Genomic DNA, 25,582 nt, shown 5'->3' with positions numbered 1-25,582 from the left:
AATCAGTTGCTGGCCAAAAGCTCTTTTAGTCGTTGTACTTTCTCTGGTGAAAAAGAAACAGTAATGATATTCGGTCCTGAATAATACCTGAACTGTATTGTGGTGGTCGCTTGAATTTGATTCACAGTTTCTGATGTTAGCAGATATTCCAATCGGGTAATCCGATATTTGTTTTCACTGTATCCGGTAACTACCGAGATCTTAGTAGAGTCTGCAGTTAGTATATCATCCCGCTCCACATCACGCGATACCATCACATCATCTTCCCGTTTAAGTGGCTGAAGGTTTACAGGCTTTTCATCCAATAACATAAATATCTTGTCTTCGAGGCGAAACGCATTCGCATGGAGCACCACAACATCGTATAACCTATACTGTGCAACACCATGTCTATCAAGTTGCTTTACAAAAGATTGATCAACATAGGCCAAGGGTGACCGAAAATTGATTTGTTGAATACGATGATTCCATCGGAAATTTTTGGTATCGGTTGCATTGTCGTATTGTGTTTGTATGGTTTGCGTGAAACTGGGACTCGTGCATGAAGCAGCAAACAACAACAGCGAGAATAGTGTGGCTGAAGCAATTTGAAAGGCTTTCATAAGGACGAAGTTTGAGGACTCTTGTAAACTTTTTGAGCAAGAATTGAGCCAGAGGTACACGCAACCGCTAATTTTCATAGCTTAATTGCGAGTAACCTGACCTTTCATCAAGAATTTACAACAGCAAAGGCTAGGTTGCCATTGAAGCCGAATTCTGACAATTGTCAGCCGGCTGCCCTATCCAGATCATTTTGATTTGAGCCCTGGACGCTTTTCTTTCCAACACGAATCCCTCAATCTGCATGAAACCCAATACCAAACTGATCGGCATAAAAGTTCTCCATACAGTCATCTGGATTTTTTTCAACGTAGTCATTTTCTACTTGCTTTATGCTGTAGTCACTGACCAGATTGATTATTGGGTGTGGATAGGGTTGGGCTGCTTCCTTGCCGAAGGTATTGTGCTGTTGATTTTTAAAAACTATTGCCCACTAACTGTATGGGCGCACAAATACTCCAACTCTACCCGCGATAATTTTGATATTTATATACCAAATTGGCTAGCCAGGCATAACAAACTCATCTACACGAGTCTGCTGGGAGTTGTTATACTGATTCTAATCTATCAGTTAGTAAGATGAGCTAAATATCTCTTGTTGCGATTACTTCTTCTCCATCATATACATAGGAAATGCGGATTCAGTAAATCCTCCTTGTTATATGCAAGTTCTTGTTCGCTATCCTTTTGCTTCACTGAAATTCCCACCGCATTAACGATGGCATGAGCAGCTGCTGTATCCCACTCCATCGTAGGAGCAAAGCGTGGATATACATCTGCAAGTCCTTCCGCCAGTAACATAAACTTCAGGCTACTGCCTTTTGAAACGAGAGAAGGTTCTTTCAGGGCACTGATGAAATCCTGTGTCTCCGGACTCATGTGTGAACGCGAAGCCACGACACGCAAACCGGGTTGTGCTAACGAAACCAGATTTCTTTTAGGTAAGTCAATGATTTGTCCGCTGCGTTTTAAAAATGCTTTTCCTTCCGCTGCATAAAACACATCGCCACTCACCGGAACAGCAACTACACCGAGTATTGGCTTTTGGTTATGGATTAGCGCAATGTTTACTGTAAACTCTCCGTTTCGTTTTAAAAATTCCTTGGTTCCGTCAAGTGGATCGACCATCCAGAAGTATTCCCATTGCTTTCGCTCTTCATAGGGAATCGTTTTTCCTTCCTCACTAAGAACAGGCAGTCCAGTTTCCTTCAATACAGATACAATAGCTGTGTGCGCCTGTTTATCTGCCAACGTTAAAGGCGACTTATCCTCTTTCGACTCAGCTTGAAAATCATTGGAGTGGTACACGTTAAGGATTTCCCCACTTGCAGTTTCGGAAGCTTTGATTGCGATTTGAAGTAATTCAGAATAGTTCATGTTTAAACAGTAGGGTTGAATAATTTACCGCAAAGGCGCTGAGACGCTAAGGGTTCAGAAGTTATTTACAAATCGTTTAAAACCATTTTTTAACAACGGTACATTGAAATTGATAAGAAATCCAAGCCGTTTGTTGGCCAGCTTCAGGTAACTGATGATCTGAGCTTCATGCACGGGTAAAAAACTCTCAATAGACTTCAATTCAATAATTATTTCATTTTCAACAAGGATATCAATAACATAGTCTTTATTCAATACATGACCTTTATAGACAAGAGGAATGGGCACCATAGTCTCCACAGTAATGTTTCGCATTCGCAACTCTTTAACAAGACAATGCTGATAAACAGCTTCTAACAATCCAGGACCCATTTCCTTATGCACAGTAATCGAACTATCCAGAATCTCCTTTGATAAAAAATTATAATGTTCTCTTTCCATGGACTTTTTTGGCGTTTACTTTGCGCCTTTGCGCCTCCGCGGTAAAAATTCCATCCCTCAAACAATCATCCCCGCTGCTACCGTTTCATTCGTGCCTTCATCCACCAAAATAACACTACCGGTAATTCTGTTTTTGCGATAGCTATCGAAAGGTAAAGGTTGTGCAGTACGAATTTTTACACGGGCAATGTCATTCATGCCCAACTGATCAACACACTCCAGACGCTGCAGCGAGTTAATATCCAGTTTGTATTGAATCTCTTTTAAGATTCCACGCGTTTCACGTGTGGTGTGACGCACATAGAATTTTGAGTTGAGATTAACCGGTCGTTGATTCATCCAGCAAAGCATCATATCAATATCCTGCTCAACTAAGGGCTGATTGTTTGGCTTACAAATCACATCTCCCCTACTGATATCAATCTCATCTTGAAGGGTCATCACCACCGACATCGGAGCAAACGCTTCCTGAATCACTTCCTCACCCAATTGTATGACTTTGATCTTTGTTGTAAAACCGGATGGCAACACCAATACCTCATCGCCTGCTCTAAAAATACCTCCAGCAACACGACCTGCATACCCACGGAAGTCCTGGTGCTCGCGGGTCTGTGGCCGAACCACATATTGCACCGGAAACCGACTATCAATATGATTGTGATCACTCTCAATGTGCACCGTTTCCAGCATGTGTAGCAATGTAGCCCCTTGATACCAGCTCATCTTTTCAGAACGATTAACAACATTATCACCGAGCAAGGCACTGATGGGTACAAACTGAATATCGGAAACCTCCAGTTTTGAGGAGAATGCCTTGTAGTCTTCTACAATTTTATCAAACACCGCCTCATCATAATCCACTAAATCCATTTTGTTGACACAAACAATGATGTGCGGTATTTTCAACAACGATGCGATGAACGAATGCCGGTACGTTTGCTCAATTAATCCTTTGCGTGCGTCTATAAGAATCAAAGCCAGGTTTGCGGTAGAGGCGCCCGTTACCATGTTGCGTGTATACTGAATGTGACCAGGCGTATCCGCAATAATAAATTTACGTTTGGGTGTAGCGAAATAACGGTATGCCACATCGATGGTAATGCCTTGCTCGCGCTCCGACTTCAATCCATCGGTCAGCAATGAAAGATCGACATAGTCGAAACCCTTTTTTACACTGGAGGCTTCTACGGCCTCGAGTTGATCTTCAAAAATCGATTTGCTATCGTATAACAATCGGCCGATCAGTGTGCTCTTCCCATCGTCAACGCTACCTGCGGTTGTAAATCTTAATAATTGATTCATTTGAGTTTCGGGTTACGAGTTAAAAATACCCCTGCTTTTTTCTATCCTCCATTGCTGTTTCACCACGTTTATCATCGGCACGTGTCCCGCGTTCGGTTTTGCGGGAAGCCGCTACTTCCACAATGATTTTTTCCATGGTGTCAGCATCGGATTCAACCGCTCCGGTAATGGGCATATCGCCACAGGTACGAAAACGTACTTGCTTCATCACAGGCTTCTCATCAGGCTTGAGTTTTAACCACGGAGAAGTTGACAAAATGGTTCCATCACGCACGACTACTTCACGGTTGTGTGCGTAATACAATTTTGGAATCGGAATATTTTCTGTAAATAAATATTGCCACACATCCATCTCTGTCCAGTTTGAAATCGGAAACACACGAAAGTGCTCACCCATGTGCTTTTTTCCGTTGAAGATGTTCCACAACTCGGGTCGTTGATTTTTAGGATCCCACTGACCAAATTCATCGCGATGCGAAAAGAAACGTTCCTTGGCACGCGCTTTTTCTTCATCCCTGCGCGCTCCACCCATGGCCGCATCGAATTTGTGCTTCTCAATTGTATCTAACAAGGTTACGGTTTGTAATGCATTACGACTGGCGTTATAACCCGTTTCTTCTTTCACGCGACCGGTGTCAATACTTTCCTGAACAGAACCCACAATCAGTTGTACGCCCAGTTCATTCACCAGCCAATCGCGGTACTCCATGGTTTCCGGAAAATTATGACCGGTATCGATGTGCACCAATGGAAAGGGAATTCGTGCCGGGTAAAATGCCTTGCGAGACAAGTAAGCCAACACAATTGAATCTTTACCGCCTGAAAACAACAAGGCAGGTTTTTCAAATTGCGCCACCACTTCGCGGATAACATAAATGGCTTCGGCTTCAAGTTCTTTTAAATGACTGAGATAATATTGACTCATGGCTTAATCAGATACTTATTTTCGTTAACACAAAATTCAACAGTCGCTCAACAGATTGCTCAACAGTAAGCGTTTCCGTTTTTATTACCAGGTCGGCAGATTCTGGTCTTTCGTAAGGAGAATCAATTCCTGTAAAGTTTTTCACTTCACCGGCCCGGGCTTTTTTATATAAGCCTTTAACATCACGCTGTTCACAAACCTCCAGCTGAGTATCTACAAATACTTCCATATAATTGGAGGGGCCAACAATGGTTTTTACTTGTTCACGATCGGCCTTAAACGGAGAGATAAAGGCCGACAATACAATCACACCTGCATCAAGCAGCAGCTTACTCACCTCACCGATTCGTCTGATGTTCTCGACCCTTCCCTCATCTGCAAATGATAAATCCTTATTCAGTCCCGTACGAATGTTATCCCCATCAAGCAAATACGTTTTAAAACCGCGAGCAAAAAGTTGTGCCTCCAACTGAACCGCCAATGTTGATTTTCCCGAACCCGAAAGACCCGTAAACCAGATTAACTTCGCGCGCTGCTGCATCAACTGCTCACGCTGCTCTTTTGAAACTTTTGTTTGTATTGGATAAAGGTTATTCATCTAGTAAAGATTATAAAACCAGGCTATAAAGATGATACAAATAACCGCATAAATAACTGTTAACGGTGTGCCTACCCGAACGAAATCCTTGAATGTGTAACCACCCGGCCCGTACACCATCAGGTTTGTTTGGTAGCCGATGGGCGTCATAAAATCACCGGAGGCGCCAAAGGCAATGGCCACGAAAAACGGTGTTGCCGGCAGCGACAATTGTTCAGCAAGCGACATGGCAATGGGAAACATAATGGAAACCGCTGCAGGGTTAGTCACCAATGCAGTTAAAAAGATAGTCACCAAAAACAAAGCACTCAACACACCAACAGGTCCGATCGATTCACCCACGTTAATCAGCGCGGTAGCCACCAATGCCGCTGTTCCTGATTTCTCCAGCGCAATGCCAATAGCTAAGGAACACACCAACACCATCAACAAATTAAAATCAAGTTGGCGCCTGATTTCTTCCAGGTTCAATATTCCTAAAAAAATCAGGGCTGACAATACCACCAACGATGCCGTGAACAACGGAATAAAACCCAATATGCCAGCCAACAACATCAGGAAACTCCCCACTCCTACCCAATATTTCCATACAGGCCTTTTATACTCTACTTTTTTCGGAACCGACAAATAGAATAAATCCTTCTCGTGATTAACCGAATTATTTTCATCGCCCGATAACAGCAGCATAAAGTCGCCACCGGCAATATGCATTTCACCTACCTTACCCGAAACACGTTTACCGTTTCGATGAATCGCTACAATGGAAGAATTGAATTTTTTTCGGAAATCAGAGTCTTTAATTCTTCTGCCGATCAGGCTTGAACTGGCGGGGATAACCGCTTCAACAAAATTAAATTGATTCTCCGCTTCCATGCCATCCTGTTCAGGAATGCGCAGTCCGTTATCCTGATGGATCAGGTCATATATGGATTGGGTGTGCCCGGAGAAAAAAAGTGCATCACCCGATTGCAGCTTTTCTTCTGGTGATACCGGTGAAATCACTTCATCGTTGCGAATGATTTCCACTAAAAACAAATCCTGAAGGTTACGCAGTCCCGCCTCCTTTACACTTTTACCAATCAATTTTGAATCAGCAAAAACTTCCGTTTCAATAATGTATTCTTTGAGATTCTGGCGCACGGTGTCAAGCTTACTCACATTCTTTGGCAACAACTTGTATCCGAAAAAATACAGATAAATCCATCCAGCCAGGGTTACCAGTAAGCCGAGATAAAGAAAATCCTGAAATCCGAGCAAGGGCAAATCATATTCGGTCATTAAACCAATCAGAACCAGGTTGGTTGATGTACCAATAACGGTAATCATACCGCCAAGAATGGTAGCATACGAAAGCGGAATCAATAATTTTGATGCAGGTGTTCCGGTGCGGTCGGCCCAATCTTTAACGTAAGGAATCAGAAAAGCTACAATGGGCGTGTTGTTTAAAAATGCCGACACCGATGAAGAAATCACCATCATGCGCAACAGAAAAGCTTTGGGTTTCAGTGTGGCCTTAAACAATCGGGTAAAAAATTCCGGGCCGAATACCGACCGGATTCCTGCCGTTACCAGAATCAGCAAAAAGATCACAACGATCTGTTGATTACTTAACCCTTTCAGCAACTCAGCCGGGTTAATTACGCCAATAAGCAGCAAAGCCAACACCGCAATAAAAAACGACAAGGCAGGATTGAACCACTCCCGATAGAGTGATACCACCAGCAAGATGACAATACCCAGAACAAGGCCTTGAATGAGCGTAAACTCCACTAATTCGGTAGATTTAAGAGGCAAATATAAGCAAAAGCACATAGGTGAAAAGCCTTACCTGCCACGAAGATGGATCAACAAAGGGCTAAAAATCGTGGACAAAGAACCAACCATTCAGTCACTAAACAGGTCAATGCGCCCATTAAAAGCCAATAAGCTGTATTTAGGCCGGTGCAGAATAATTAGGCTGTGAATTTCCATTGGCCGTCAATAATTATTCTAATTTTGCAGGTTATGGATAATCATTTTTCATCCGCTCCGGTAGATTTGGTGTACTTATGGGTAGATGGAAACGACCCAAACTGGCAGAAAAAAAAACGGGCTTTTACAGGCGCCTTAAGTGATACTTCTGAGCAAAATAACATTGGCCGATATATGAGCAACGAGGAATTGAAATATTCCTTACGTTCAGCAGCAAAACATGTACCGTGGATCAGAAAGATTTTTATCGTAACCGATGACCAAAAACCCGAATGGTTAAACACGGAAAATCCGAAAATTCAGGTAGTGGATCACAAGGAGATAATGCCTGCAGAAATTCTTCCGTGTTTCAATTCCAGTGTGCTGGAGTACTACTTGCATAAGATACCGGGGCTGTCGGAATATTTTCTGTTTGCCAATGACGATATGTTTTTCAACGCTGATCTTTCTCCGGATTACTTCTTTGGGAAAGATGGATTTCCAATTGTCCGGTTAAAGCGCAAACCATTGGGCAAATGGCATTACCGGTTAAAAATACTTGTCGGAAAAAAACTTGGACAGTACAATCGAATGGTGGTGGATTCATCACTTATGGTTGAGACGCGATTTGGTAAATACTACCCGGGCGTTCCCCATCACAACATTGATGCATTCCGGAAATCGGATTACAAAAAAGCAGTTGAAGAGGTGTTTGCGAAGGAGGTGGAGAAATCAAAATGCCACCGGGTTAGGACCTATGGCGACCTGCACCGCTCAGCATTTGCGTTTTATACGCTAGCCATAAATCATGCGCACCTCAAATATGTTGGAAGAAGAGAGTCCATCAGAATCCTTGCCTACAAGCACAACCTGCAGGAATACCTGAATCACTACAATCCCAAACTGTTCTGCGTAAACGATAACCAACGCGTTAACTCAGAAAACAGGAAAATGATTAAACCCTTCCTGGAAACACATTTTCCCTTAAAATCAGCCTTCGAAAAACCATAATACAGCGATTTCAGCCATCTGTGCTTGCCCTAAAAAATTTTCTTTTATTATTGCTTTTGTATGAGCAGTATAGTAGAAGAAGGAATAGACTTGGTTTACTTGTGGGTGGATGGCTCCGACCCGGAGTGGCAGAAAAAAAAGCGTGCTTTTACCGGTATTATCAGTGATGATTCCGAAACCAATAACATTGGGCGATACATCAATAATGATGAACTAAAGTATTCGATGCGGTCCGTGATAAAGCATGCTCCCTGGATTCGGAAAATTTATATTGTAACCGATGGCCAAAAACCGGAATGGCTGAATATCCATCACGAAAAAATTCAGTTGGTAGACCATCAGGAGATTATGCCATTGAAAATTTTGCCTTGTTTTAATGCTATGGTCATTGAGTATTTTCTGTATAAGATTCCGGGCCTATCAGAACATTTTTTGTTTGCGAATGATGATATGTTCTTCAACGCAGATCTATCACCAGACTATTTCTTTGCCAGAGACGGTTACCCCATCATTCGATTGAAGCGAAAATATTTTGGAAAATGGGGCCATCGCTGGAAACAACTAATGGGCAAAAAATTAGGGCAGTATAGAAATCAGGTCACTGAGGCAGCAATTCTGGTTTCAGAAAAATTCGGGAAATACTACGCCAGTATTCCGCATCATAATATTGATGCCTATAAAAAATCAGACTATCGAAAGGCTGTAGAAGAAGTGTTCTCGGAACAGGTTCAAAAATCACAAATGAGTCGTGTACGGAATTATGGCGACTTGCAGCGAGCTGCCTTTGGGTATTACGCACTCGCTATAAAGCACGGACACGCCAGGTATATTACGCGCAAAGACTCTTTGCGCCTATTAACCTATAAGCACGATTTTAACGAATACATACAACGCTATCAACCTAAGCTCTTCTGCATTAACGACAACGAAAAAGTTAATAACGAGCATAGAAAAAAAATCAAACCCTTCCTGGAAGAACTTTTCCCTACGAAAGCACCTTTCGAGAAATAGATTTCTGCTTCATCTGAATAATGAATAACCCTAACAGGTACCATCGCACCCGACCGGAATTATATACACGCCTTTTAACCAAAGGCAAGATGCCCAGTAAAGCATAATGATACGTAATATAGCGGGGCGCACTAAGTACTTTGATCCGATGCTCGTCAGCAAATTTTTTACAAAACTCATTAGCCCTGGCAATGCTTCTGTTTCGTATCAATCGTTTCTTCCATGATAGTGAAGTAACAAGCGAATTACTTCTGTCTTTATAATAATAGACTGCGCCCGGAACCGAGATAATTTTATTGGAGAAATAAACGGCCTGAATGGCAAACACTTTATCATGGGCATTTCGCAAGTCTGCATCAAAAAGTAGTTTTCTTTCTTTTATGAAAGCAGTCCTGTACAAATATTTCCAAACATTTCCCTGATGGAAAACATTCGCAAATCGCATCTTGTCATCGGTGTTTACATACAGAAATTTTTCTGTAACCATACTCGTGAAGGCAGGCAATCTCTCATGAACATATCCGGCACAGGCCATATCTGCCTCAACAGATTCAATCGCCTCCAGCATCTTATTATAAAAATCAAGATTTATCAGGTCATCCACATCCATAAAATGGATATACTCGCCTGTGGCCGCATGAATACCTGCATTTCGTGCCGCAGCGGCTCCTTGATTTTCTTGCTGAATAAGTTTGACCGGACAACGTTTGATTATTTGAACCGTATCATCTTCTGAGCCATCATCCACAACAATAACCTCCAGATTTGTATACGATTGAGCGAGTACCGTTTCCAGGCACTGACTTACATATAATGATGCATTGTATGTTGGAATGATTACCGATATCAGTCGCTTCGTATGCATGCACGATTACCTCACTTTTCAAAACTTGACTTCTCCGGCAGTATACTTTCAAATGCAGCCTGAATACCCTGCATAGTTTGCTCAAAATTCCTGATGAATTCGCTATCATTCAAACAAACCAGGGAATACGACTGATCGCGAACGGCTTGAATAGCCTGAGCTGACCTAAACACCAACGGAAACATCTTCGTATCCTGATAGGTGTTATACGGCATAAAATTCGATTGACAGATTTGCCAGGTCTTGAAAAGCTCCAGCGTATAATCCTTCGGGCTACGGAAACGATGTTTCGACATCTCCGTCAGTTCATCTCCTGCATAATCCCAAACTTCTTCAAATGTTTTTTTAAGATACGGCTGGGCATTGTGTGGGGTGCGTAGCGTAACAAACTTATTGTAAAAGGAAAGCAGTCGCGTTAATCGTGCTTTACTGCCATACGCTTCGGTAAACCATTTGTCATGGTCGCGTTTCATAATCTCCTTCTTGTTGAATCGCTTATTAATCAACCGGATATTATTCCTCAGGCACTTGTTCCATAACGAAAATCCAAAATTCATCCGGAAGGCCGCGATATCATTGGGCAAACCCTCAGTAAAAAATCGTTTTGGCGTAATGTGATTGATGACAAAAAAGTCATCATTGAAATACACAAAGTGCTCCGTTAAATCCGGTATGCGGTGCATGTAAATCTCAATCACGTTGGAGTTATAGCACGGCAAAGATTCCTTCGGCATGTAATCTTCATGATTGACAAACTTTATCTTAGGATGGTTTGCATTTATCCAATCTGGTTTTTGGCCACAGGTTACAAAGTGAATCTTGCGTACCCAGGGCGCAAACTTTTCCACCCCCCTAAACCAGTATTTAAGAAAACCGTAATCCCTGAAGCGTGCTACCGACACTTCGTTTTTAGTGTTGTCAATTTTTCCTGAATTCTTTGCAAATTCCTTTTGCCACTCCGGGTCGTTCATGTCCACCCAGGTTATTACAAAGTCTATATCCATAAGCATTACGTGTCCAAAACTACGATCTTTTCAACACAACGGATTAAAAGTTTTTAGAAGAAAGTAGTTCGAAAATTAGGAAAAGTTTTTATGTTGGAAAGTTGTTGAAATCCACACACACATGAACCTGAAATTCCTGATTAGTCTCGCCATTACCCTTACCTTGATCTGGGCACTCAATAAAAGCTGGGAAGTTGGCTCCATACGAATTCCGCCCCTGGGCAAATTCCTTGATCCAGCACATGGTTTTTGGCAAAATATCGAACCCAAAGGATTCAGGCTTCCCGAATCATTAAACATTCCCGGATTACAGCAACCCGTTACGGTTGCGTTCGATAGCATCATGATCCCGCACATTTTTGCACAAAACGATGCAGACCTTTACGTGGCACAAGGCTATGTAACTGCGTTTCATCGGCTGTGGCAGATGGAATTTCAAACCCATGCCGCTGCAGGCCGGTTGGCAGAAATTTTAGGAAGCGGACCCGAGGATGCCATTTTAAATTACGACCGCAACCAACGTAGATTAGGAATGGTATACGCTGCCGAAAATGCTTACCGTGGCATGGAGAAAGACCCGGTGGCCAAAATGGTTGCCGAAAAATATGCCGAGGGAATAAATGCCTACATCCAATCACTCTCATACAAAGACCTTCCCCTGGAGTACAAAATACTAGACTATAAGCCAGAGGAATGGACCATGCTGAAATCAGCTTTGCTCCTGCGCAGCATGGCTCAAACCTTGAACAGTGGTGATAAAGACATACAGATGACGAATGCATTGAAATTATTTGGCAAGGAGATGCTTGAAGTGCTTTATCCCGATCGCGAGCCCATGGGCGACCCAATTGTAGATAAACCAGGTGGCTGGAATTTTGAACCCGCTAACCTCAATGATAGTGTTCATGCATTACCGGATGAACTGATTGCCATCAGCGGACTGACCACACCCGAGCCCAACATCGGTAGCAACAACTGGGCTGTAAGCGGCAGCAAAACACAATCGGGTTACCCGATTTTATGTAACGATCCGCACCTGAGTATAACCCTACCTTCCATCTGGTATGCCATTCAATTGAATGCCCCCGGGATTAACACCATGGGAGTTTCTCTTCCGGGCGCCCCGGGTATTATCATCGGGTTTAATGATTCGATAGCCTGGGGGGTTACCAACGCGCAACGCGATTTGGTGGACTGGTACCGCATTACGTTTGAAAACAACAAAAAGGAAAAATACCTGTTGGATGGTGAATGGAAGGACACCCGAAAAGTGGTTGAGGAATTTACAATTCGTGGTGGTGAGGTACTTTTTGATACGGTTGTCTACACCCATTGGGGTCCGGTTCCATACGATGAACACTTTCGCGCGGAAAATGAACGAAAGCACTATGCTTTCCGGTGGATTGCACACGATGAATCGGAAGAGTTATTGACTTTTTACAAACTGAACCGGGCTAAAAATCACAGCGATTACATGAGCGCATTGGATCATTTCTCGTCCCCCGCTCAAAACTTTGTTTTTGCTTCCGTTACCGGAGATATTGCCATGCGTATCCAGGGAAAATTTCCGGCTCGTAAAAAATATGAAGGTAAATTTGTACTGGATGGGAGTCGTTCAACACAAGGCCCGATTGGATATATTCCGTTTGAACATAATGTGATGGATAAAAATCCGGAGCGAGGCTTTGTCAGCTCTGCCAATCAATACCCAGCCGATTCAACCTATCCGTATTACATCAATGCCGTAAGCTATGAAGGGCATCGCAACCGAAGAATAAACAATGTGCTTCGTGAGAAGAATAACCTCACTGTAAAAGATATGATGAATCTTCAACTGGATAACTACAGCATTAAGGCTGAAGAAATTTTACCCACATTGCTTCAGGCTGTTGATGAAACAACATTATCTCCAGAAGAAAAAGAAGCATACAACAGTTTAAAAGTGTGGGATTACTATTACCATAAAGATGCACAGGCGCCACCCTATTTTGAGGGCTGGTGGCGAAACCTGGTCGTTTCCATTTGGGATGAGATACGAAACGATTCTGTTTCCTTATCCTATCCAACATCATGGAACACAAGTTATTTAATCCGTACACAACCCGACTTACCTTTTTATGATGTCCAATCCACACCCGAAAAGGAAACGATCACTGATCTGATCAGACAAGCCTTTAAAAAATCCATGGAAGAGGTAGAAGCGTGGAAAAAAGAAAACACAAAACCATTGCGCTGGGCTGACTACAAGGATACATACGTTGAACACCTTACCCGTCAGGCGCCTTTTAGCTTTCATGTTGAACATGGCGGACATGGCGATGCCGTGAATGCCTCATCCCGAAAGCACGGCCCATCATGGCGGATGATTGTAAGTGTTGAACCAGACGGCCCTAAAGCCTTTGCCACGTACCCGGGTGGGCAATCCGGAAATCCGGGAAGTGTTCACTACAACTCCATGCTTGATCGGTGGGCAAACGGAACGTATTTTAGGATGCTATTTCTGCGGCAAGCCGATCAGTCTGCCGATAGAATTTTATTTTCCACCACCTTAAACCCAAAATGACATGAAATTTACAGTACAACTGGTCGCGATTGTCATTATGAGTTGGCTGCTTGAAATGTTTTTACCCTGGTGGAGCATAGCGATTGCCGGATTCATCGGGGGCTTTGCCTTCAGATCTAAATCAAATTTCATAGCGGGCTTTCTGGCGATTGCCTTGCTGTGGTTTATTCATGCCTTCATCATCGACTTGCAAGCGTCTGCTCCACTTGCAGAAAAAATTGCAGTATTGCTGATGGTCCAAAACAAGATACTGCTGTTCTTGCTCACCGCAGTAATCGGTGGACTGGTTGGAGGTTTCGCTACGCTATCGGGCGCGTTGTTAAAGAGTGGTCGTAAGGGAAGGTGAGTCTGCTACAGTTGCGGAGAATTTACCGATAATCACCGCAAAATTTGCGGTGATTACCTTTTGTTAAAACCAATTGCCATGGCCTGTACGCAGAGGTGAATTTTTCATAACCCAGGTTATGTCGCTCCAAACGATTGGCTAGATCTTGTGTTTGACCAACGTAATACTTGTCATGATCTGCCGAGTACACGATATAAACGAATGTCTCCACAGATACAAAATAAAAAAGTCCTGGCGTTACCACCAGGACTTTCTTTTGTCGGGGTAGCAGGATTCGAACCTGCGACCCCCTGGTCCCAAACCAGGTGCGCTAACCGGACTGCGCTACACCCCGAACATTAAATGAGGCGCAAAGATATACTTTTAATCTTATGCACCAAGTGATCCGACAGGGACTCGAACCCCGAACCTGCTGCTTAGAAGGCAGCTGCTCTATCCAGTTGAGCTATCGGACCAATTTAAAAGCCCTGCTACTAACAGGGCCTTGCGGAGAGGGGGGGATTCGAACCCCCGGTACACTTTGACATGTACGACAGTTTAGCAAACTGCTGGTTTCAGCCACTCACCCACCTCTCCGGGGCTGAAAGAACTGCAAATATAAGGGATGAACAGAAACTGCCTAAAATTAATTTGATCAAAGATTTTTAAGCTCCATCCATCCGAAATCGGCTTGCAACCGTTAACACTTCGTTGTTACTTGCAGACCGTGAGTTGGTATCGTGAATTCGGCATTACGGAAATAGTCTTCATCACATTGTTTGTGGTGTTGTATGGCTTTTACATGGCTCGGGTTATTCGCATTGCCCGATCACTCAACACTCCGTTCAGTTCAATTTTCTTCAAGGTATTTCTCCGCAGCACTGCTTTTGCACTGTTGATTGTAGCCTTATTGGGACCCTCTTTTGGAGCCGCGAAACGCGAAGTTCAATCGGTCGGTAAGGATATCATGATCTGTGTTGACTTGTCGAAATCCATGGACGCATTCGACATCACCCCTACCCGGCTGGAGAAAGTGAAGTATGAAATGAAGCGGATAGTGGCCGCATTCAATTCAGACCGAATCGGGGTCATCATCTTTTCATCCGAGGCCTTCATGCAAAGTCCGCTTACCTTTGACCAGAACGCACTGAACTTATTTATTGAAGCCATGAACACCAACCTGGTGCCCAGTGCCGGTACCGACTTTGGCCCACCCCTGCGTATGGCGGTTGAAAAACTTGAACAGGACAATAGTCGTATTTCTCAAACCACCTCCAAGATTATTATCTTGATTAGCGATGGTGAGGACTTTGGAGAAGAAACTTCAGAAATCTCCCAGCAAATTGAAGCGAAAGGATATAAATTATTTACACTGGGTGTTGGCACCGAAGCCGGAGGAAGCATCCGCGCTGGCTCAGGGTATCGAACCGACAGGCAGGGTAATGTTATTGTTACAAAACTTAACCCAAAGGCGTTGCAGTCGCTGGCTAACCAAACCGGAGGCCGCTACTTTGAAATTAATGACAGCCGTAATGATGTATCGCGCATGATCAACACCATTAACAGCATTGAAGGCGAGCTTATGGATGCCCGTTTGGTGGATGTATCGGCCAACAAATATTTCTACTTTCTGCTAATCGCTGTAATTTTACTGGCCCTTGATGTGTTATTACACGTAAAGACGATTAAGATATGAAAGGCGGACTACTCCTATTATTTCTGTTGTCGGCAATCATCACCGATCCGGCTAAAATCGGTCAAATCAATCGTGCCAAAGAGGAAGCTAAAAAAGCCTACCTCGCAGGCGACTATGAAACGGCTGCAGCCAAATACAAATACCTGGCGGATTCCCTGTCGGTAACCGAGGATGAAGTGCTGATGAACCTCGGTAATTCGTATTTTAACCTGGGCGACACAGCTTCCGCGATCGGACAATATCAAAGCCTGACCCAAAGCGCGAACAAAAACATTCGCTCCATTGCTCAACAACAATTGGGTGTAACGCGAAATAAACAAGGAAAATTTGAAGAAGCCCTGAATCATTTCAAGGAAGCCATCAAGGCTAACCCTGCCAATGAAGATGCGCGTTATAATTATGAATTGCTGAAGAAGAAACTGGACGAACAGAAAAAACAGGAGCAGCAAAATCAGGATCAGAATAAAGACCAGCAAAAAGAACAAGAGCAACAGAAGCAGGATCAACAAAAGAAAGACGAGCAAAAAGAACAGGAAAAGAAAGACCAGGAGCAAAAGGATCAGCAAAACAAAGACAATTCCGGAAAGCCTGATGAGCAAAAAGATCAGGAGCAAAAGGAACAACAAAGTGAAGAAAAGCAGGAACAACAAGAGGGTGAAAAGAAAGACATCCCTCCTTCTTCAGAAAAACTGGAGCAGATGAAAATCACTCCAGAGCAGGCGGCCAAAATTCTGGAAGCCATGAAAAATCAGGAGTTTCAATATCTTCAACAAAATAAACGAAAGGCTACCAAACCCAAGGATAAAGGAAAACCAGATTGGTAAGACTGGGTTCGAGACAAACTCACTATCGTTCAAGTGACCTTTGATGATAAGTGAAATTAACAACTCGTAACTTGCAACTCATAACTCGTAACTAATTAAATATGAACGAAGTATATATCATCTCTGCTGTACGCACACCCATTGGAAGTTTTGGCGGAAGCCTGGCCAGTGTTTCAGCCGTTGACCTCGGAGCCATTGCCGTAAAAGGTGCCATGCAAAAAGCAGGCGTTGACCCAAAACTGATACAGGAAATATTTATCGGTAACGTTATTTCTGCAGGGCTTAAGCAAGCACCCGCCACACAGGTTGCAGTAGCTGCAGGTTTAGGTTATGAGATTCCGTGTACACTCATAAACAAAGTTTGTGCTTCGGGTATGAAGGCCGTTATGTTGGGCGCTCAATCCATTATGCTGGGCCAGAACGATGTTGTTATTGCGGGTGGAATGGAGAGCATGTCGAACATTCCATATTATTTATTGAAAGCCCGTTATGGCTACCGATATGGAAATGGAGAGGTAGTTGATGGACTTACCTACGATGGCTTAACCGATGTGTATAACCATTGCGCGATGGGCGTTTGTGCCGACAATACTGCAAAGGAGATGAACATCTCCCGCCAGGATCAGGATAACTATGCCATCAATTCATATAAGCGCTCTGCTGCTGCCTGGGCTGCCGGTAAATTCAAGGATGAAGTAGTACCCGTTGAGATTGTTGACCGCAAGGGCAACAAAACCTTGTTCAACGAAGATGAAGAATATAAAAATGTAAACTTCGATAAGATTCCGGGCTTGCGTCCGGTATTTACAAAAGAAGGAACGGTAACGGCCGCCAATGCATCAACCATTAACGATGGCGCCTCTGCCCTGTTGCTGATGAGCAAACACAAAGCGGAAGCGCTTGGATTAAAACCGATTGCTAAGATACGTGGTTTTGCCGATGCAGCACAGGATCCGATGTGGTTTACCACTACCCCTTCGCTGGCAATTCCAAAGGCTATGAAGGTGGCGGGGATCAGTGCAAAGGACGCTTCGTATTATGAAATCAACGAAGCCTTTTCTGCGGTAGCGATTGCGAATAACATCAAGCTCGGACTTGACCCGGAAAAAGTTAACGTAAATGGTGGTGCCGTTGCGTTAGGACACCCCCTTGGTGCTTCCGGTGCCCGCATCATCACTACGCTGGTTAATGTGCTCAAACAAAACAACGCAACCATAGGTGTTGCCGGCATTTGTAACGGTGGCGGTGGCGCATCTGCTATTATTATTGAGAATAAATAGCATTAATCGACTAAATCAGCACAACATCAACGATAGCCTTGCGTTATTTGCAAGGCTATTTTTATTTTGTACACACTATGCCGATACGCCTTATCTGTTTTATACTCCTGATTTTCCCGATCATCACATTTGCACAACGTGAAATCAGAACGTACTATGATGGCTCGCGCCAACATGTTCAGGAAGTTTATGTGGTCGCCAATGATGATCATGAAAAACTGGTAGGCAAATACCAGCGCTTCTTTCCGGATGGAAAACTTGCTGTTGATGGAAATTTCAACAACGGCAAAAAATCAGGGCAGTTTACCGAGTATCACGAAACGGGCCAACCTGCTCGTAAATTGGTTTACGTTAATGGCATGCGTCATGGTCCCGTTGAAGTATTTGATGAGACTGGAAAAAAAATTCAACGTGCCTATTACCAAAATGATATGTTGGTTGACAGCGTACAATCTTATTACGATAACGGGGTAATGAAAAGCGAAACGGTATTCAAGAAAGGAAAACCAGAAGGCGTGGTTCGTGAATATTATCCAAATGGAAATCTGAAAAGCGAAATCTATTACGCACAAGGAAAACCAAATGGCATTACCCGTCACTTCTATGAAACAGGTGTAGTTGAAACAGAAGCCAATTATAAGCATGGTGTACTAACCGGTTACTTCAAAACATACTATACCAACGGTCAGCTTGAAACCGTTTCAACCATGGCTGAAGGTTCTAAAAATGGACTGTTTAAAAATTATGATCGTGAGGGGCATTTAATATTGGAGGGTTCGTTCCTGAATGGAAGCCTACATGGCGACAACACCGCCTACTATACAGATGGCACTGTAAAACATAAATTCAATTATAAAGAAGGCGCAAAATCCGGTACCGGATTGGTTTATCATCCCAACGGGAAACTCAAACTCCGCGAACAGGCATCCATTACCGGCAAAGATTGGGTGACCGATGAGTTTTCAGCCACAGAAAAGAAACTCTCTCAAAAACGCTATCGGGATAACCTGCCTCACGGCCTTTGGGTTTATTATCATGAAGACGGAACGACCGAAAAAATAAAAGAGAATTACGAGGCTGGAAAATTAACCGGGTTACGGACTGAATATTACGCCAACGGAAAAGCTAAACTGGAGGAGACCTACAAGTTCAACATGTTGAACGGGCCATTCAAAACTTTCTACGAAACCGGTACACTGGAATCGCAAGGCGAATGCAAATCACAACGTAAGCATGGCCTTTTCACCGCGTATCATGCAAATGGAAAAATCAAGGAACAAGGTGAATACGTTGCCGACAAAAAGCACAAAGAATGGAAAGAGTTTGATGAAAACGGAAACCTGGTGCGCACCCTGATTTTCAAAGCAGGCATTTTGGTGGATTGACCTCCATCCCCCTTGTACACCTTGCACAAGTTTCCTTACCTTGCGGCTTACAATTTTCCATGCAAGCCCTGAAAGAAACCAATTTCAAGTTTCCCGGCCAAACGGGTTTCTACCGCGGCAAAGTCCGTGATGTGTATTACTTCGGCAACATCATGGCGATGGTGGCTACCGACCGCATATCGGCATTTGATGTCGTGCTGCCACGGGCCATCCCCGACAAGGGAAGAGTACTCAACCAAATTGCGGCCAAAAATCTCGAGGCCACTAAAACGCTGGTACCCAATTGGGTGCTTTCGGTGCCCGATCCCAATGTAACCATTGGCTTTACCTGCGAAACCTTTCCAGTTGAAATGGTGATTCGTGGGTACCTGGCGGGGCATGCCTGGCGCGAGTACAAAGCCGGTAAACGCATGCTTTGTGGTGTTCCGCTTCCGGAAGGATTAAAAGAAAACGACAAACTTCCCCACCCCATTATTACGCCTACGACTAAGGCACACGAGGGGCACGATGAGGATATCTCCAAAGAGCAAATTCTCAGTCAGGGTTTGGTGAGCGAACGCGACTACACCCAACTTGAAGAGTATACCCACACCTTATTCGCGAAAGGAACCGCATTGGCTGCCGAACGCGGACTGATTCTGGTGGATACCAAATACGAGTTCGGAAAAAATCAGGGTAAGATTTTTTTGATTGATGAAGTACATACACCAGATTCATCGCGGTATTTCTATGCCGATGGTTATACCGAAAGACAGGCGAAGGGCGAACCACAAAAGCAGTTATCAAAAGAATTCGTTCGCCAGTGGCTGATTGAAAACGGGTTTCAGGGAAAGGAAGGTCAACAGGTACCGGAAATGACCGATACCGTTGTGGCATCTATTTCGGCCCGATACCAGGAGTTATATCAGCAAGTAACCGGAAACACACTGGAACCGTTAACGGGTGTGCCCATGGAGCAAAGAATCGAACAAAGCATCCTTAATTCGCTAAAATCCGTTAATTTAGAAGCTTAATTGAAACGTTAATTCCATACAATGAAGTATACCATAGACAAAAAAGAGAAATACAGCTTACTGCACCTGCACGAAGAGAAACTGGATTCAAGTGTTGCCCCGGGGTTAAAATCAGAATTGATAACCCTTCATGCAGAAGGCGTAAAGAATATCATACTGGATTTAAACGAAGTTAAGTATACCGATTCATCCGGATTAAGTGCCCTGCTGGTAGGTAACCGAATTGTGCAGGAAGATGGTGGTATCTTTATTCTTACTTCCCTTTCCGATCACACCATGAAGTTGATCAAAATTTCACAACTCGACAGCGTATTGAATATTCTGCCCAAAGTGGAAGAAGCCATTGATGCCGTGTTCATGCACGAAATCGAAAAGGATCTGAAAAACTCGGATGAGAATTAATTTTATTAACAGCATACACATAAACCAAAACTCATATGGGTTTTGGTTTTTTGTTTTACAGGATTGAGCTTCAAAATAACCATATTAGGATCAAGCGGTGCGGTACCAGCCTACGGACGATTTCCCTCTGCACAATTGATCGAAATCCAGAACAAATTTTTCCTGGTGGATTGCGGAGAAGGCACACAGATGCAACTGATGCAATACGACTGCCCCATTCATCGCATCCATCATATTTTTATTTCGCACCTGCATGGCGATCATTACCTCGGCCTGATGGGCTTGCTCTTCACCATGCACCTGAATCACCGCATAACTGATCTGCACCTCTACAGCCATCGTGGATTGGATGAAATCATTATCGCTCAACTCAAACACTCCAACTCAGCACTGCGTTTTAAACTCATCTTTCACACCTTAAATGCAGGTGTAACCGAAGTTATTTACGAGGATAACCAACTGACCATTGAGGGCATTCCACTTAAACATAAATTGGATTGTACCGGCTTTTTATTTCGCGAAAAGCAAAAACCAAGAAGAATCGACAAGGACAGACTTCCTGAGGGACTGGGCTTACAACAAATTGCGGGTTTAAAAACAGGTGCCGATGTAATAGATGAATCAGGAAAGCTGCTTTATAAAAATACGGACCTCACGCATTCTCCCCGCAAATCACGAAGCTATGCCTATTGTTCCGATACCGCTTTTGATACAACTCTCGTAAACATCATTCAGCAGGTTGATGTTTTATACCACGAAGCTACCTTTATGGAGCGTGAAAAAGACAAAGCTGTTGAAACCCTGCACAGCACAGCTGTTGAAGCTGCCACCATTGCCAAACAAGGTAATGTTGGTAAATTACTACTCGGGCATTTTTCTGCGCGGTACAAGGAACTTGAACCGTTGCTTGATGAAGCCCGTGCTGTATTTTCAAATTGTTACCTGGCCTGCGAAGGGAACACATTCACCATTGATGAATAATGGCAACACTTGAACAAAAAAAGAACCGGTTGTTTATTATCCTTTGCGGGATATTTCTGACCAATGCCTTATTGGCCGAGATGATCGGCACAAAAATTTTCTCAGCCGAATCAACCGTGGGGCTGAATCCGGCAAACCTGAACATCCTGGGGTTTGTCATGGACTTCAACCTCACAGCCGGTGTGGTGATCTGGCCGATCGTTTTCATCACCACCGATTTGATCAATGAATACTTCGGCAAACCCGGTGTTAAACGCATCAGTTACCTCACCGCCATCTTAATTGCCTATAGTTTTATCGTCATCTTCTTTGCCATTGAACTCCCCCCGGCCGAATGGTGGCTCGATGCCAACAGCAAAGACGCGCAAGGAAATCCTTTCAACATCAACTTTGCATTTGGAAAAATTTTTGACCAAGGGTTACGGATCATTGTTGGTTCACTAACCGCCTTCCTCATCGGTCAATTGGTTGATGTTTTTGTCTTTCAACGACTACGAAGATTCACCGGACCGAAAATGTTGTGGCTCAGGGCAACAGGCTCAACCCTGGTATCGCAACTGGTGGACAGTTTTGTTGTATTGTTTATTGCTTTTTACGGAGTATTCTCAAACACACAGATCATCGCCATCGGCATTACCAACTACATCTACAAATTTTTGATTGCCATTGCACTTACCCCCGTAATCTATTTGGGTCATGGTATAATCGATCGGTATTTGGGTAAAGATCAGGCGGACAAAATTTCGGATGAAGCTGCTGAGCAGAGTAAAGGATTCTTTTAGGGCAGGATTCAGTTTCACGCAAAGATAAATACTATCTACTCCTTCTGAGGTTATCGCAGATCACAGCTGTGGCCACACCCGCATTCAGCGACTCGGCATTTCCATAGCGTGGTATGGATATCTTCTTTGTTACAAATTGTTCAACTGCTTGCGAAATTCCGTGCGCCTCGTTACCAATAACAATCAATCCACCAGAACCAAAGTTTACGCGATGCACATCCTCACCCGCCAAAAATGTTCCGTAAACAGGCAATCCGGAGGTTGAAAGAAATTCAGGAAGGTTTGTATAGTACACCGGGATACGCGTAAAAGATCCTTTACTGGAATGGAGAACTTTTGGGTTATACAACTCTGCTGTTTCATCGGAAGCAATAAGGGCTTTAATCCCGTACCAATCGGCAATACGGATAATGGTACCGAGGTTACCCGGGTCTCGGATGTCATCCAATACCAACGCAAAATCATTTGACGTTAAGGCCGGAGCAACATTTGGTTTACTTCGTGCGATAGCCAACGCACCATCATTTGTGCGATACTCACCCAGCGTGGCAAGCACCTCGGGTTTAACCTCAATTACTTCACCTGAAAATACGTTTGACCTGGAGCGCAGTTGCTCAAAAAAAGCAGGTGTTCCGAGCACAACTTCAGTGGTATAATCGGAGTCGAGCAATTCCAGCACTGTCTTTGCTCCTTCCACTACAAACCGTTGTTCCAGTTGCCGGTATTTCTTTACTTGCAGAGATTTAATGTACTTAATCCGGGCTTTTGAAAGCATTTGTTTAACCTTGGTATTCGCGAAAATTAGATATTATTTTTTGATCCTCATCGGTTTTACCGTGTTACAAGGGTGCCTCGGAACCAGGCATTTGGGTAAAGATCAAAAAATGCTGCTCAAGCAACGCATAGAAGCCCCTAAAAGCGTGAGCACCAGTCCACTGAAAGACCTCTATGCACAACCCACCAACAAGAAATTTCTGGGCATGCGCATACACAGCCTCGTGGCCATGTATTACTTTGGAAAAAAACGCTTCAAACCGGCCAAAATCGAAAAGAAAATAACCCAAACTGAGGCAAAATTCAATACAAAAATAGAAAATGCTAAAACTGAAAAGAAGGTAGCTAATCTTCAGTTTAAAAAGCAACGCAAAACCACCGCCCTTAAAGAGAAGCTGACAAACGGCAACATTTGGATGAAATGGGGCGAACCGGTTAGTGTTTATGACACAGCCAACGTTCAACTCACTGCCGAAAGGTTTAGGGACTATTTGTTCAATCATGGTTATTTCAAAAATCAGGTACTGACACGCACTTCTACGGAAGGTCGCAAGCTGGTATCGGTTGTATACGAAGTGATTCCCGGCCCTTTGTATCGGATAGATTCCATCATGTACCGCATTCCGGATTCAGCGTTATATGCATTGACTATGAAATCACTGCCTGCAAGTCACCTGAAACCTGGCAATCCATACGATCAGGATAATTTCTCGCGTGAGCGCGAGCGCATCGATTTATTGTTTAAGGAAAACGGGTACTATGATTTCAGCAGGCAATATGTAGAGTTTGATGTGGATACAGCCTTTCGTGAAGGACACAACGTGGGGGTGCTCATGATCATCAGCGAACCTGCCAAACGAGGCTACCACAAAAAGTTTATAATCGATGAGGTGCACTTCACTCCGGATGCAGGAATAAGTTTACCGGGCGTAACTCGCACCACGCAGCACTATCGTGGCACTGATTTCGAATACTACGAGCGCTTGTATAGTGCTAAAATTCTGAGTCAGCGTATTTTTATTAAACCGGGTGAACACTACAGCCGTGACAAAACATTCAACACGCAACGGCAACTTGCTAACCTCGATAATTTCAAATTTGTAAACATCAACTACGACACAACAGGCGGAAAATTCATTGCTAACATTTTCACCAATCCGCTGGATCGCTATCAATGGTCGAACGAGGTGGGCGTTAACGTAACTCAGGGGTTTCCGGGTCCATTCTATAACATCAATTTTAAGAAGCGAAACATTTTTAAAGGGCTGGAGAATTTTGAAATAAACGGACGGATTGGGTATGAAGGTGTTGCTTCTGCTACGGCCTCCAGCAACATTTATCAAAGCGTGGAAGCGGGTATAAATGCTTCGGTAACGTTTCCCCAATTTTTATTTCCGCTAAAAGAAGAAACACGTTACAACCTGGGAAGAATAAATCCGCGAACCCGGGCAACCCTGGGATACAATTACACCAATCGCCCGGAATACAAACGATCAGCCACAACCTTCAATTACGTGTACAGTTGGGAGAACTTACGCATACGCAGATTTGAGTTCACGTTAAATAACCTAAGCATTATCAACTCCAAACTTGATCCCGCATTTGATCAAGTGTTATCCGAATTATTCACCAATGAGGGAAATACCCTTTTCCGAACATTTGAACCTTCGTTTGTCAGCAGTATGATCTTTTCCATGACCTGGAATCACCGGAATTACGGTAATCTGGAAGAGAGTTCGAATTTTTTCAGGTGGTCGGTAGAAAGTGGCGGAACGTTACAAAATTTGATTAACTACCGCATCATTGAGCGAAATGGCCTGAAGTCGTTTCGGTACGTTCGGGTAAATGCTGATTTCAGAAGGCTAAGCGTTATCGATAAAAATACCATTCTCGCTTACCGCATAAATGGCGGAGTTGGTATTTCGTATGACGAAAACAAAGTACTGCCCTATGAAAAGTACTTCTTTGCCGGGGGAAGTAACAGTGTACGGGCCTGGCGACCACGAAGACTTGGACCGGGAAGCTACCGACCGCGCGAAAGTGCAGACCCCGATCAGGATGGCTTGTATGACTACCGGTTTGAACAACCAGGCGATGTATTGCTGGAAGCCAGCGTAGAACTACGCAGAAAACTTTTTGGCTTTGTAGAAGGCGCTGTATTTGTGGATGCCGGAAACGTGTGGACTATTGAACCGCGTATCATCCGCGATGCCGATGACAACATTATTGAAAATGGAAACTCCCAGTTCAAGATCAATCAATTCTATAAAGAGTTTGGCGTGGGTACCGGCTTCGGTTTACGCTTTAACTTCTCTTTCCTCATCCTTCGTTTCGATGTTGGTTTGAAAGCATATGACCCTGGCCGACCGGAAGGTGAACGGTTTGTATTGAATAAAATCAAATTTTTCAGACCGTTTGGTACGGACCGTGAACCGGTTATCTACAATGTGGGTGTAGGATTTCCTTTCTGATC

24 protein-coding genes and 3 tRNA genes are annotated in these 25,582 nt (G+C 43.7%); 14 read left to right on the top strand and 13 right to left on the bottom strand.

Translation table 11 applies throughout. The features are described 5' to 3' along the window. Positions 1 to 2: 2 nt before the first annotated feature. Positions 3 to 602: a hypothetical protein gene (locus tag QY309_06710; GenBank protein WKZ61167.1), complete on the bottom strand. Its 600-nt coding sequence runs from the start codon at positions 600 to 602 to the stop codon at positions 3 to 5. 242 nt (positions 603 to 844) lie between these two features. Between QY309_06710 and QY309_06705 the strand changes: the two genes are divergently transcribed. Then, positions 845 to 1,183 carry a hypothetical protein gene (locus tag QY309_06705; GenBank protein ID WKZ61166.1) on the top strand — a complete coding sequence of 113 codons (339 nt, stop codon included), beginning with the start codon at positions 845 to 847 and terminating at the stop codon, positions 1,181 to 1,183. A 35-nt stretch (positions 1,184 to 1,218) separates the two neighbouring features. On the opposite strand, the gene cysQ is transcribed toward QY309_06705, so the two are convergent. The 6 genes from cysQ to QY309_06675 are packed head-to-tail and all read right to left on the bottom strand — an operon-like array spanning position 1,219 to position 7,013. Beyond that, complete coding sequence (cysQ, locus tag QY309_06700) at positions 1,219 to 1,977, bottom strand: 3'(2'),5'-bisphosphate nucleotidase CysQ (protein ID WKZ61165.1); 759 nt, start codon at positions 1,975 to 1,977, stop codon at positions 1,219 to 1,221. A gap of 54 nt (positions 1,978 to 2,031) precedes the next feature. Next, positions 2,032 to 2,418 carry a GxxExxY protein gene (locus QY309_06695; GenBank protein WKZ61164.1) on the bottom strand — a complete coding sequence of 129 codons (387 nt, stop codon included), beginning with the start codon at positions 2,416 to 2,418 and terminating at the stop codon, positions 2,032 to 2,034. 57 nt (positions 2,419 to 2,475) lie between these two features. Then, positions 2,476 to 3,720 carry a GTP-binding protein gene (locus QY309_06690; GenBank protein ID WKZ61163.1) on the bottom strand — a complete coding sequence of 415 codons (1,245 nt, stop codon included), beginning with the start codon at positions 3,718 to 3,720 and terminating at the stop codon, positions 2,476 to 2,478. A 19-nt stretch (positions 3,721 to 3,739) separates the two neighbouring features. Then, positions 3,740 to 4,645, bottom strand: a complete 906-nt coding sequence (cysD, locus tag QY309_06685) for a sulfate adenylyltransferase subunit CysD (protein ID WKZ61162.1) — start codon at positions 4,643 to 4,645, stop codon at positions 3,740 to 3,742. 7 nt (positions 4,646 to 4,652) lie between these two features. Further along, positions 4,653 to 5,243, bottom strand: a complete 591-nt coding sequence (gene cysC / locus QY309_06680) for an adenylyl-sulfate kinase (protein WKZ61161.1) — start codon at positions 5,241 to 5,243, stop codon at positions 4,653 to 4,655. Continuing rightward, positions 5,244 to 7,013 carry an SLC13 family permease gene (locus QY309_06675; protein WKZ61160.1) on the bottom strand — a complete coding sequence of 590 codons (1,770 nt, stop codon included), beginning with the start codon at positions 7,011 to 7,013 and terminating at the stop codon, positions 5,244 to 5,246. It lies immediately after the preceding gene. 234 nt (positions 7,014 to 7,247) lie between these two features. Here QY309_06675 and QY309_06670 point away from each other — a divergent pair, with 234 nt between their 5' ends. Together QY309_06670 and QY309_06665 are read left to right on the top strand one after the other, a co-directional pair. After that, positions 7,248 to 8,204 (top strand): Stealth CR1 domain-containing protein, encoded by a 957-nt coding sequence (locus QY309_06670; protein WKZ61159.1) that lies wholly within the window; start codon positions 7,248 to 7,250, stop codon positions 8,202 to 8,204. Positions 8,205 to 8,264: 60 nt separating this feature from the next. Continuing rightward, entirely contained in the window at positions 8,265 to 9,215 is a 951-nt protein-coding gene (locus QY309_06665; protein ID WKZ61158.1) for a Stealth CR1 domain-containing protein, read from the top strand. Here the strand turns inward: QY309_06665 and QY309_06660 are convergent. Next, positions 9,190 to 10,080: a glycosyltransferase gene (locus QY309_06660; GenBank protein ID WKZ61157.1), complete on the bottom strand. Its 891-nt coding sequence runs from the start codon at positions 10,078 to 10,080 to the stop codon at positions 9,190 to 9,192. The genes QY309_06665 and QY309_06660 overlap by 26 nt on opposite strands. Before the next feature lie 11 nt (positions 10,081 to 10,091). Continuing rightward, positions 10,092 to 11,084: a Stealth CR1 domain-containing protein gene (locus QY309_06655; GenBank protein ID WKZ61156.1), complete on the bottom strand. Its 993-nt coding sequence runs from the start codon at positions 11,082 to 11,084 to the stop codon at positions 10,092 to 10,094. Between the two features lie 121 nt (positions 11,085 to 11,205). On the opposite strand from QY309_06655, the gene QY309_06650 reads away from it, so the two are divergent. Together QY309_06650 and QY309_06645 are read left to right on the top strand one after the other, a co-directional pair. Then, a complete protein-coding gene (locus QY309_06650) occupies positions 11,206 to 13,647 on the top strand; it encodes a penicillin acylase family protein (GenBank protein ID WKZ61155.1) in 2,442 nt (813 codons plus the stop codon). 1 nt (position 13,648) lies between these two features. Then, a complete protein-coding gene (locus tag QY309_06645; protein ID WKZ61154.1) occupies positions 13,649 to 13,993 on the top strand; it encodes a hypothetical protein in 345 nt (114 codons plus the stop codon). A gap of 259 nt (positions 13,994 to 14,252) precedes the next feature. Here QY309_06645 and QY309_06640 read toward each other — a convergent pair. The 3 genes from QY309_06640 to QY309_06630 form a co-directional block, all read right to left on the bottom strand. Then, positions 14,253 to 14,327 (bottom strand) — tRNA-Pro (locus QY309_06640). Between the two features lie 47 nt (positions 14,328 to 14,374). Beyond that, positions 14,375 to 14,448 (bottom strand) — tRNA-Arg (locus QY309_06635). 32 nt (positions 14,449 to 14,480) lie between these two features. After that, a tRNA-Ser gene (locus tag QY309_06630) sits at positions 14,481 to 14,569 on the bottom strand. A 130-nt stretch (positions 14,570 to 14,699) separates the two neighbouring features. Here QY309_06630 and QY309_06625 point away from each other — a divergent pair. The 8 genes from QY309_06625 (at position 14,700) to QY309_06590 (ending at position 22,335) form a co-directional block, all read left to right on the top strand. Then, the gene (locus tag QY309_06625; GenBank protein WKZ61153.1) at positions 14,700 to 15,668 is read left to right on the top strand and encodes a VWA domain-containing protein; all 969 of its coding nucleotides are present in this window, start codon (positions 14,700 to 14,702) and stop codon (positions 15,666 to 15,668) included. Then, positions 15,665 to 16,492, top strand: coding sequence for a tetratricopeptide repeat protein (locus QY309_06620; protein WKZ61152.1), 828 nt, complete (start codon positions 15,665 to 15,667; stop codon positions 16,490 to 16,492). Before QY309_06625 ends, QY309_06620 begins: the two co-directional genes overlap by 4 nt. 101 nt (positions 16,493 to 16,593) lie before the next feature. Further along, on the top strand, positions 16,594 to 17,772 hold the full coding sequence (locus tag QY309_06615; GenBank protein WKZ61151.1) for an acetyl-CoA C-acyltransferase: 1,179 nt from the start codon (positions 16,594 to 16,596) through the stop codon (positions 17,770 to 17,772). Between the two features lie 77 nt (positions 17,773 to 17,849). Next, on the top strand, positions 17,850 to 19,157 hold the full coding sequence (locus QY309_06610) for a toxin-antitoxin system YwqK family antitoxin (GenBank protein WKZ61150.1): 1,308 nt from the start codon (positions 17,850 to 17,852) through the stop codon (positions 19,155 to 19,157). Positions 19,158 to 19,216: 59 nt separating this feature from the next. Then, positions 19,217 to 20,170 (top strand): phosphoribosylaminoimidazolesuccinocarboxamide synthase, encoded by a 954-nt coding sequence (locus QY309_06605; GenBank protein ID WKZ61149.1) that lies wholly within the window; start codon positions 19,217 to 19,219, stop codon positions 20,168 to 20,170. A gap of 21 nt (positions 20,171 to 20,191) precedes the next feature. Next, entirely contained in the window at positions 20,192 to 20,572 is a 381-nt protein-coding gene (locus QY309_06600; protein WKZ61148.1) for an STAS domain-containing protein, read from the top strand. A gap of 63 nt (positions 20,573 to 20,635) precedes the next feature. Next, complete coding sequence (locus QY309_06595) at positions 20,636 to 21,553, top strand: ribonuclease Z (GenBank protein ID WKZ61147.1); 918 nt, start codon at positions 20,636 to 20,638, stop codon at positions 21,551 to 21,553. Further along, positions 21,553 to 22,335 (top strand): queuosine precursor transporter, encoded by a 783-nt coding sequence (locus tag QY309_06590; GenBank protein WKZ61146.1) that lies wholly within the window; start codon positions 21,553 to 21,555, stop codon positions 22,333 to 22,335. The genes QY309_06595 and QY309_06590 overlap by 1 nt, the downstream gene beginning before the upstream one ends. Positions 22,336 to 22,366: 31 nt before the next feature. Here the strand turns inward: QY309_06590 and QY309_06585 are convergent, their stop codons facing one another. Then, positions 22,367 to 23,110: an RNA methyltransferase gene (locus QY309_06585; GenBank protein ID WKZ61145.1), complete on the bottom strand. Its 744-nt coding sequence runs from the start codon at positions 23,108 to 23,110 to the stop codon at positions 22,367 to 22,369. Between the two features lie 40 nt (positions 23,111 to 23,150). Between QY309_06585 and QY309_06580 the strand changes: the two genes are divergently transcribed. Beyond that, positions 23,151 to 25,580 carry a BamA/TamA family outer membrane protein gene (locus tag QY309_06580; GenBank protein WKZ61144.1) on the top strand — a complete coding sequence of 810 codons (2,430 nt, stop codon included), beginning with the start codon at positions 23,151 to 23,153 and terminating at the stop codon, positions 25,578 to 25,580. Positions 25,581 to 25,582: the final 2 nt, after the last annotated feature.

The sequence above is a fragment of the Cyclobacteriaceae bacterium genome (genome assembly GCA_030584025.1).
Classification (GTDB): Bacteria; Bacteroidota; Bacteroidia; order Cytophagales; family Cyclobacteriaceae; genus UBA2336.
This window is presented reverse-complemented; position numbering and strand designations above follow the sequence as displayed.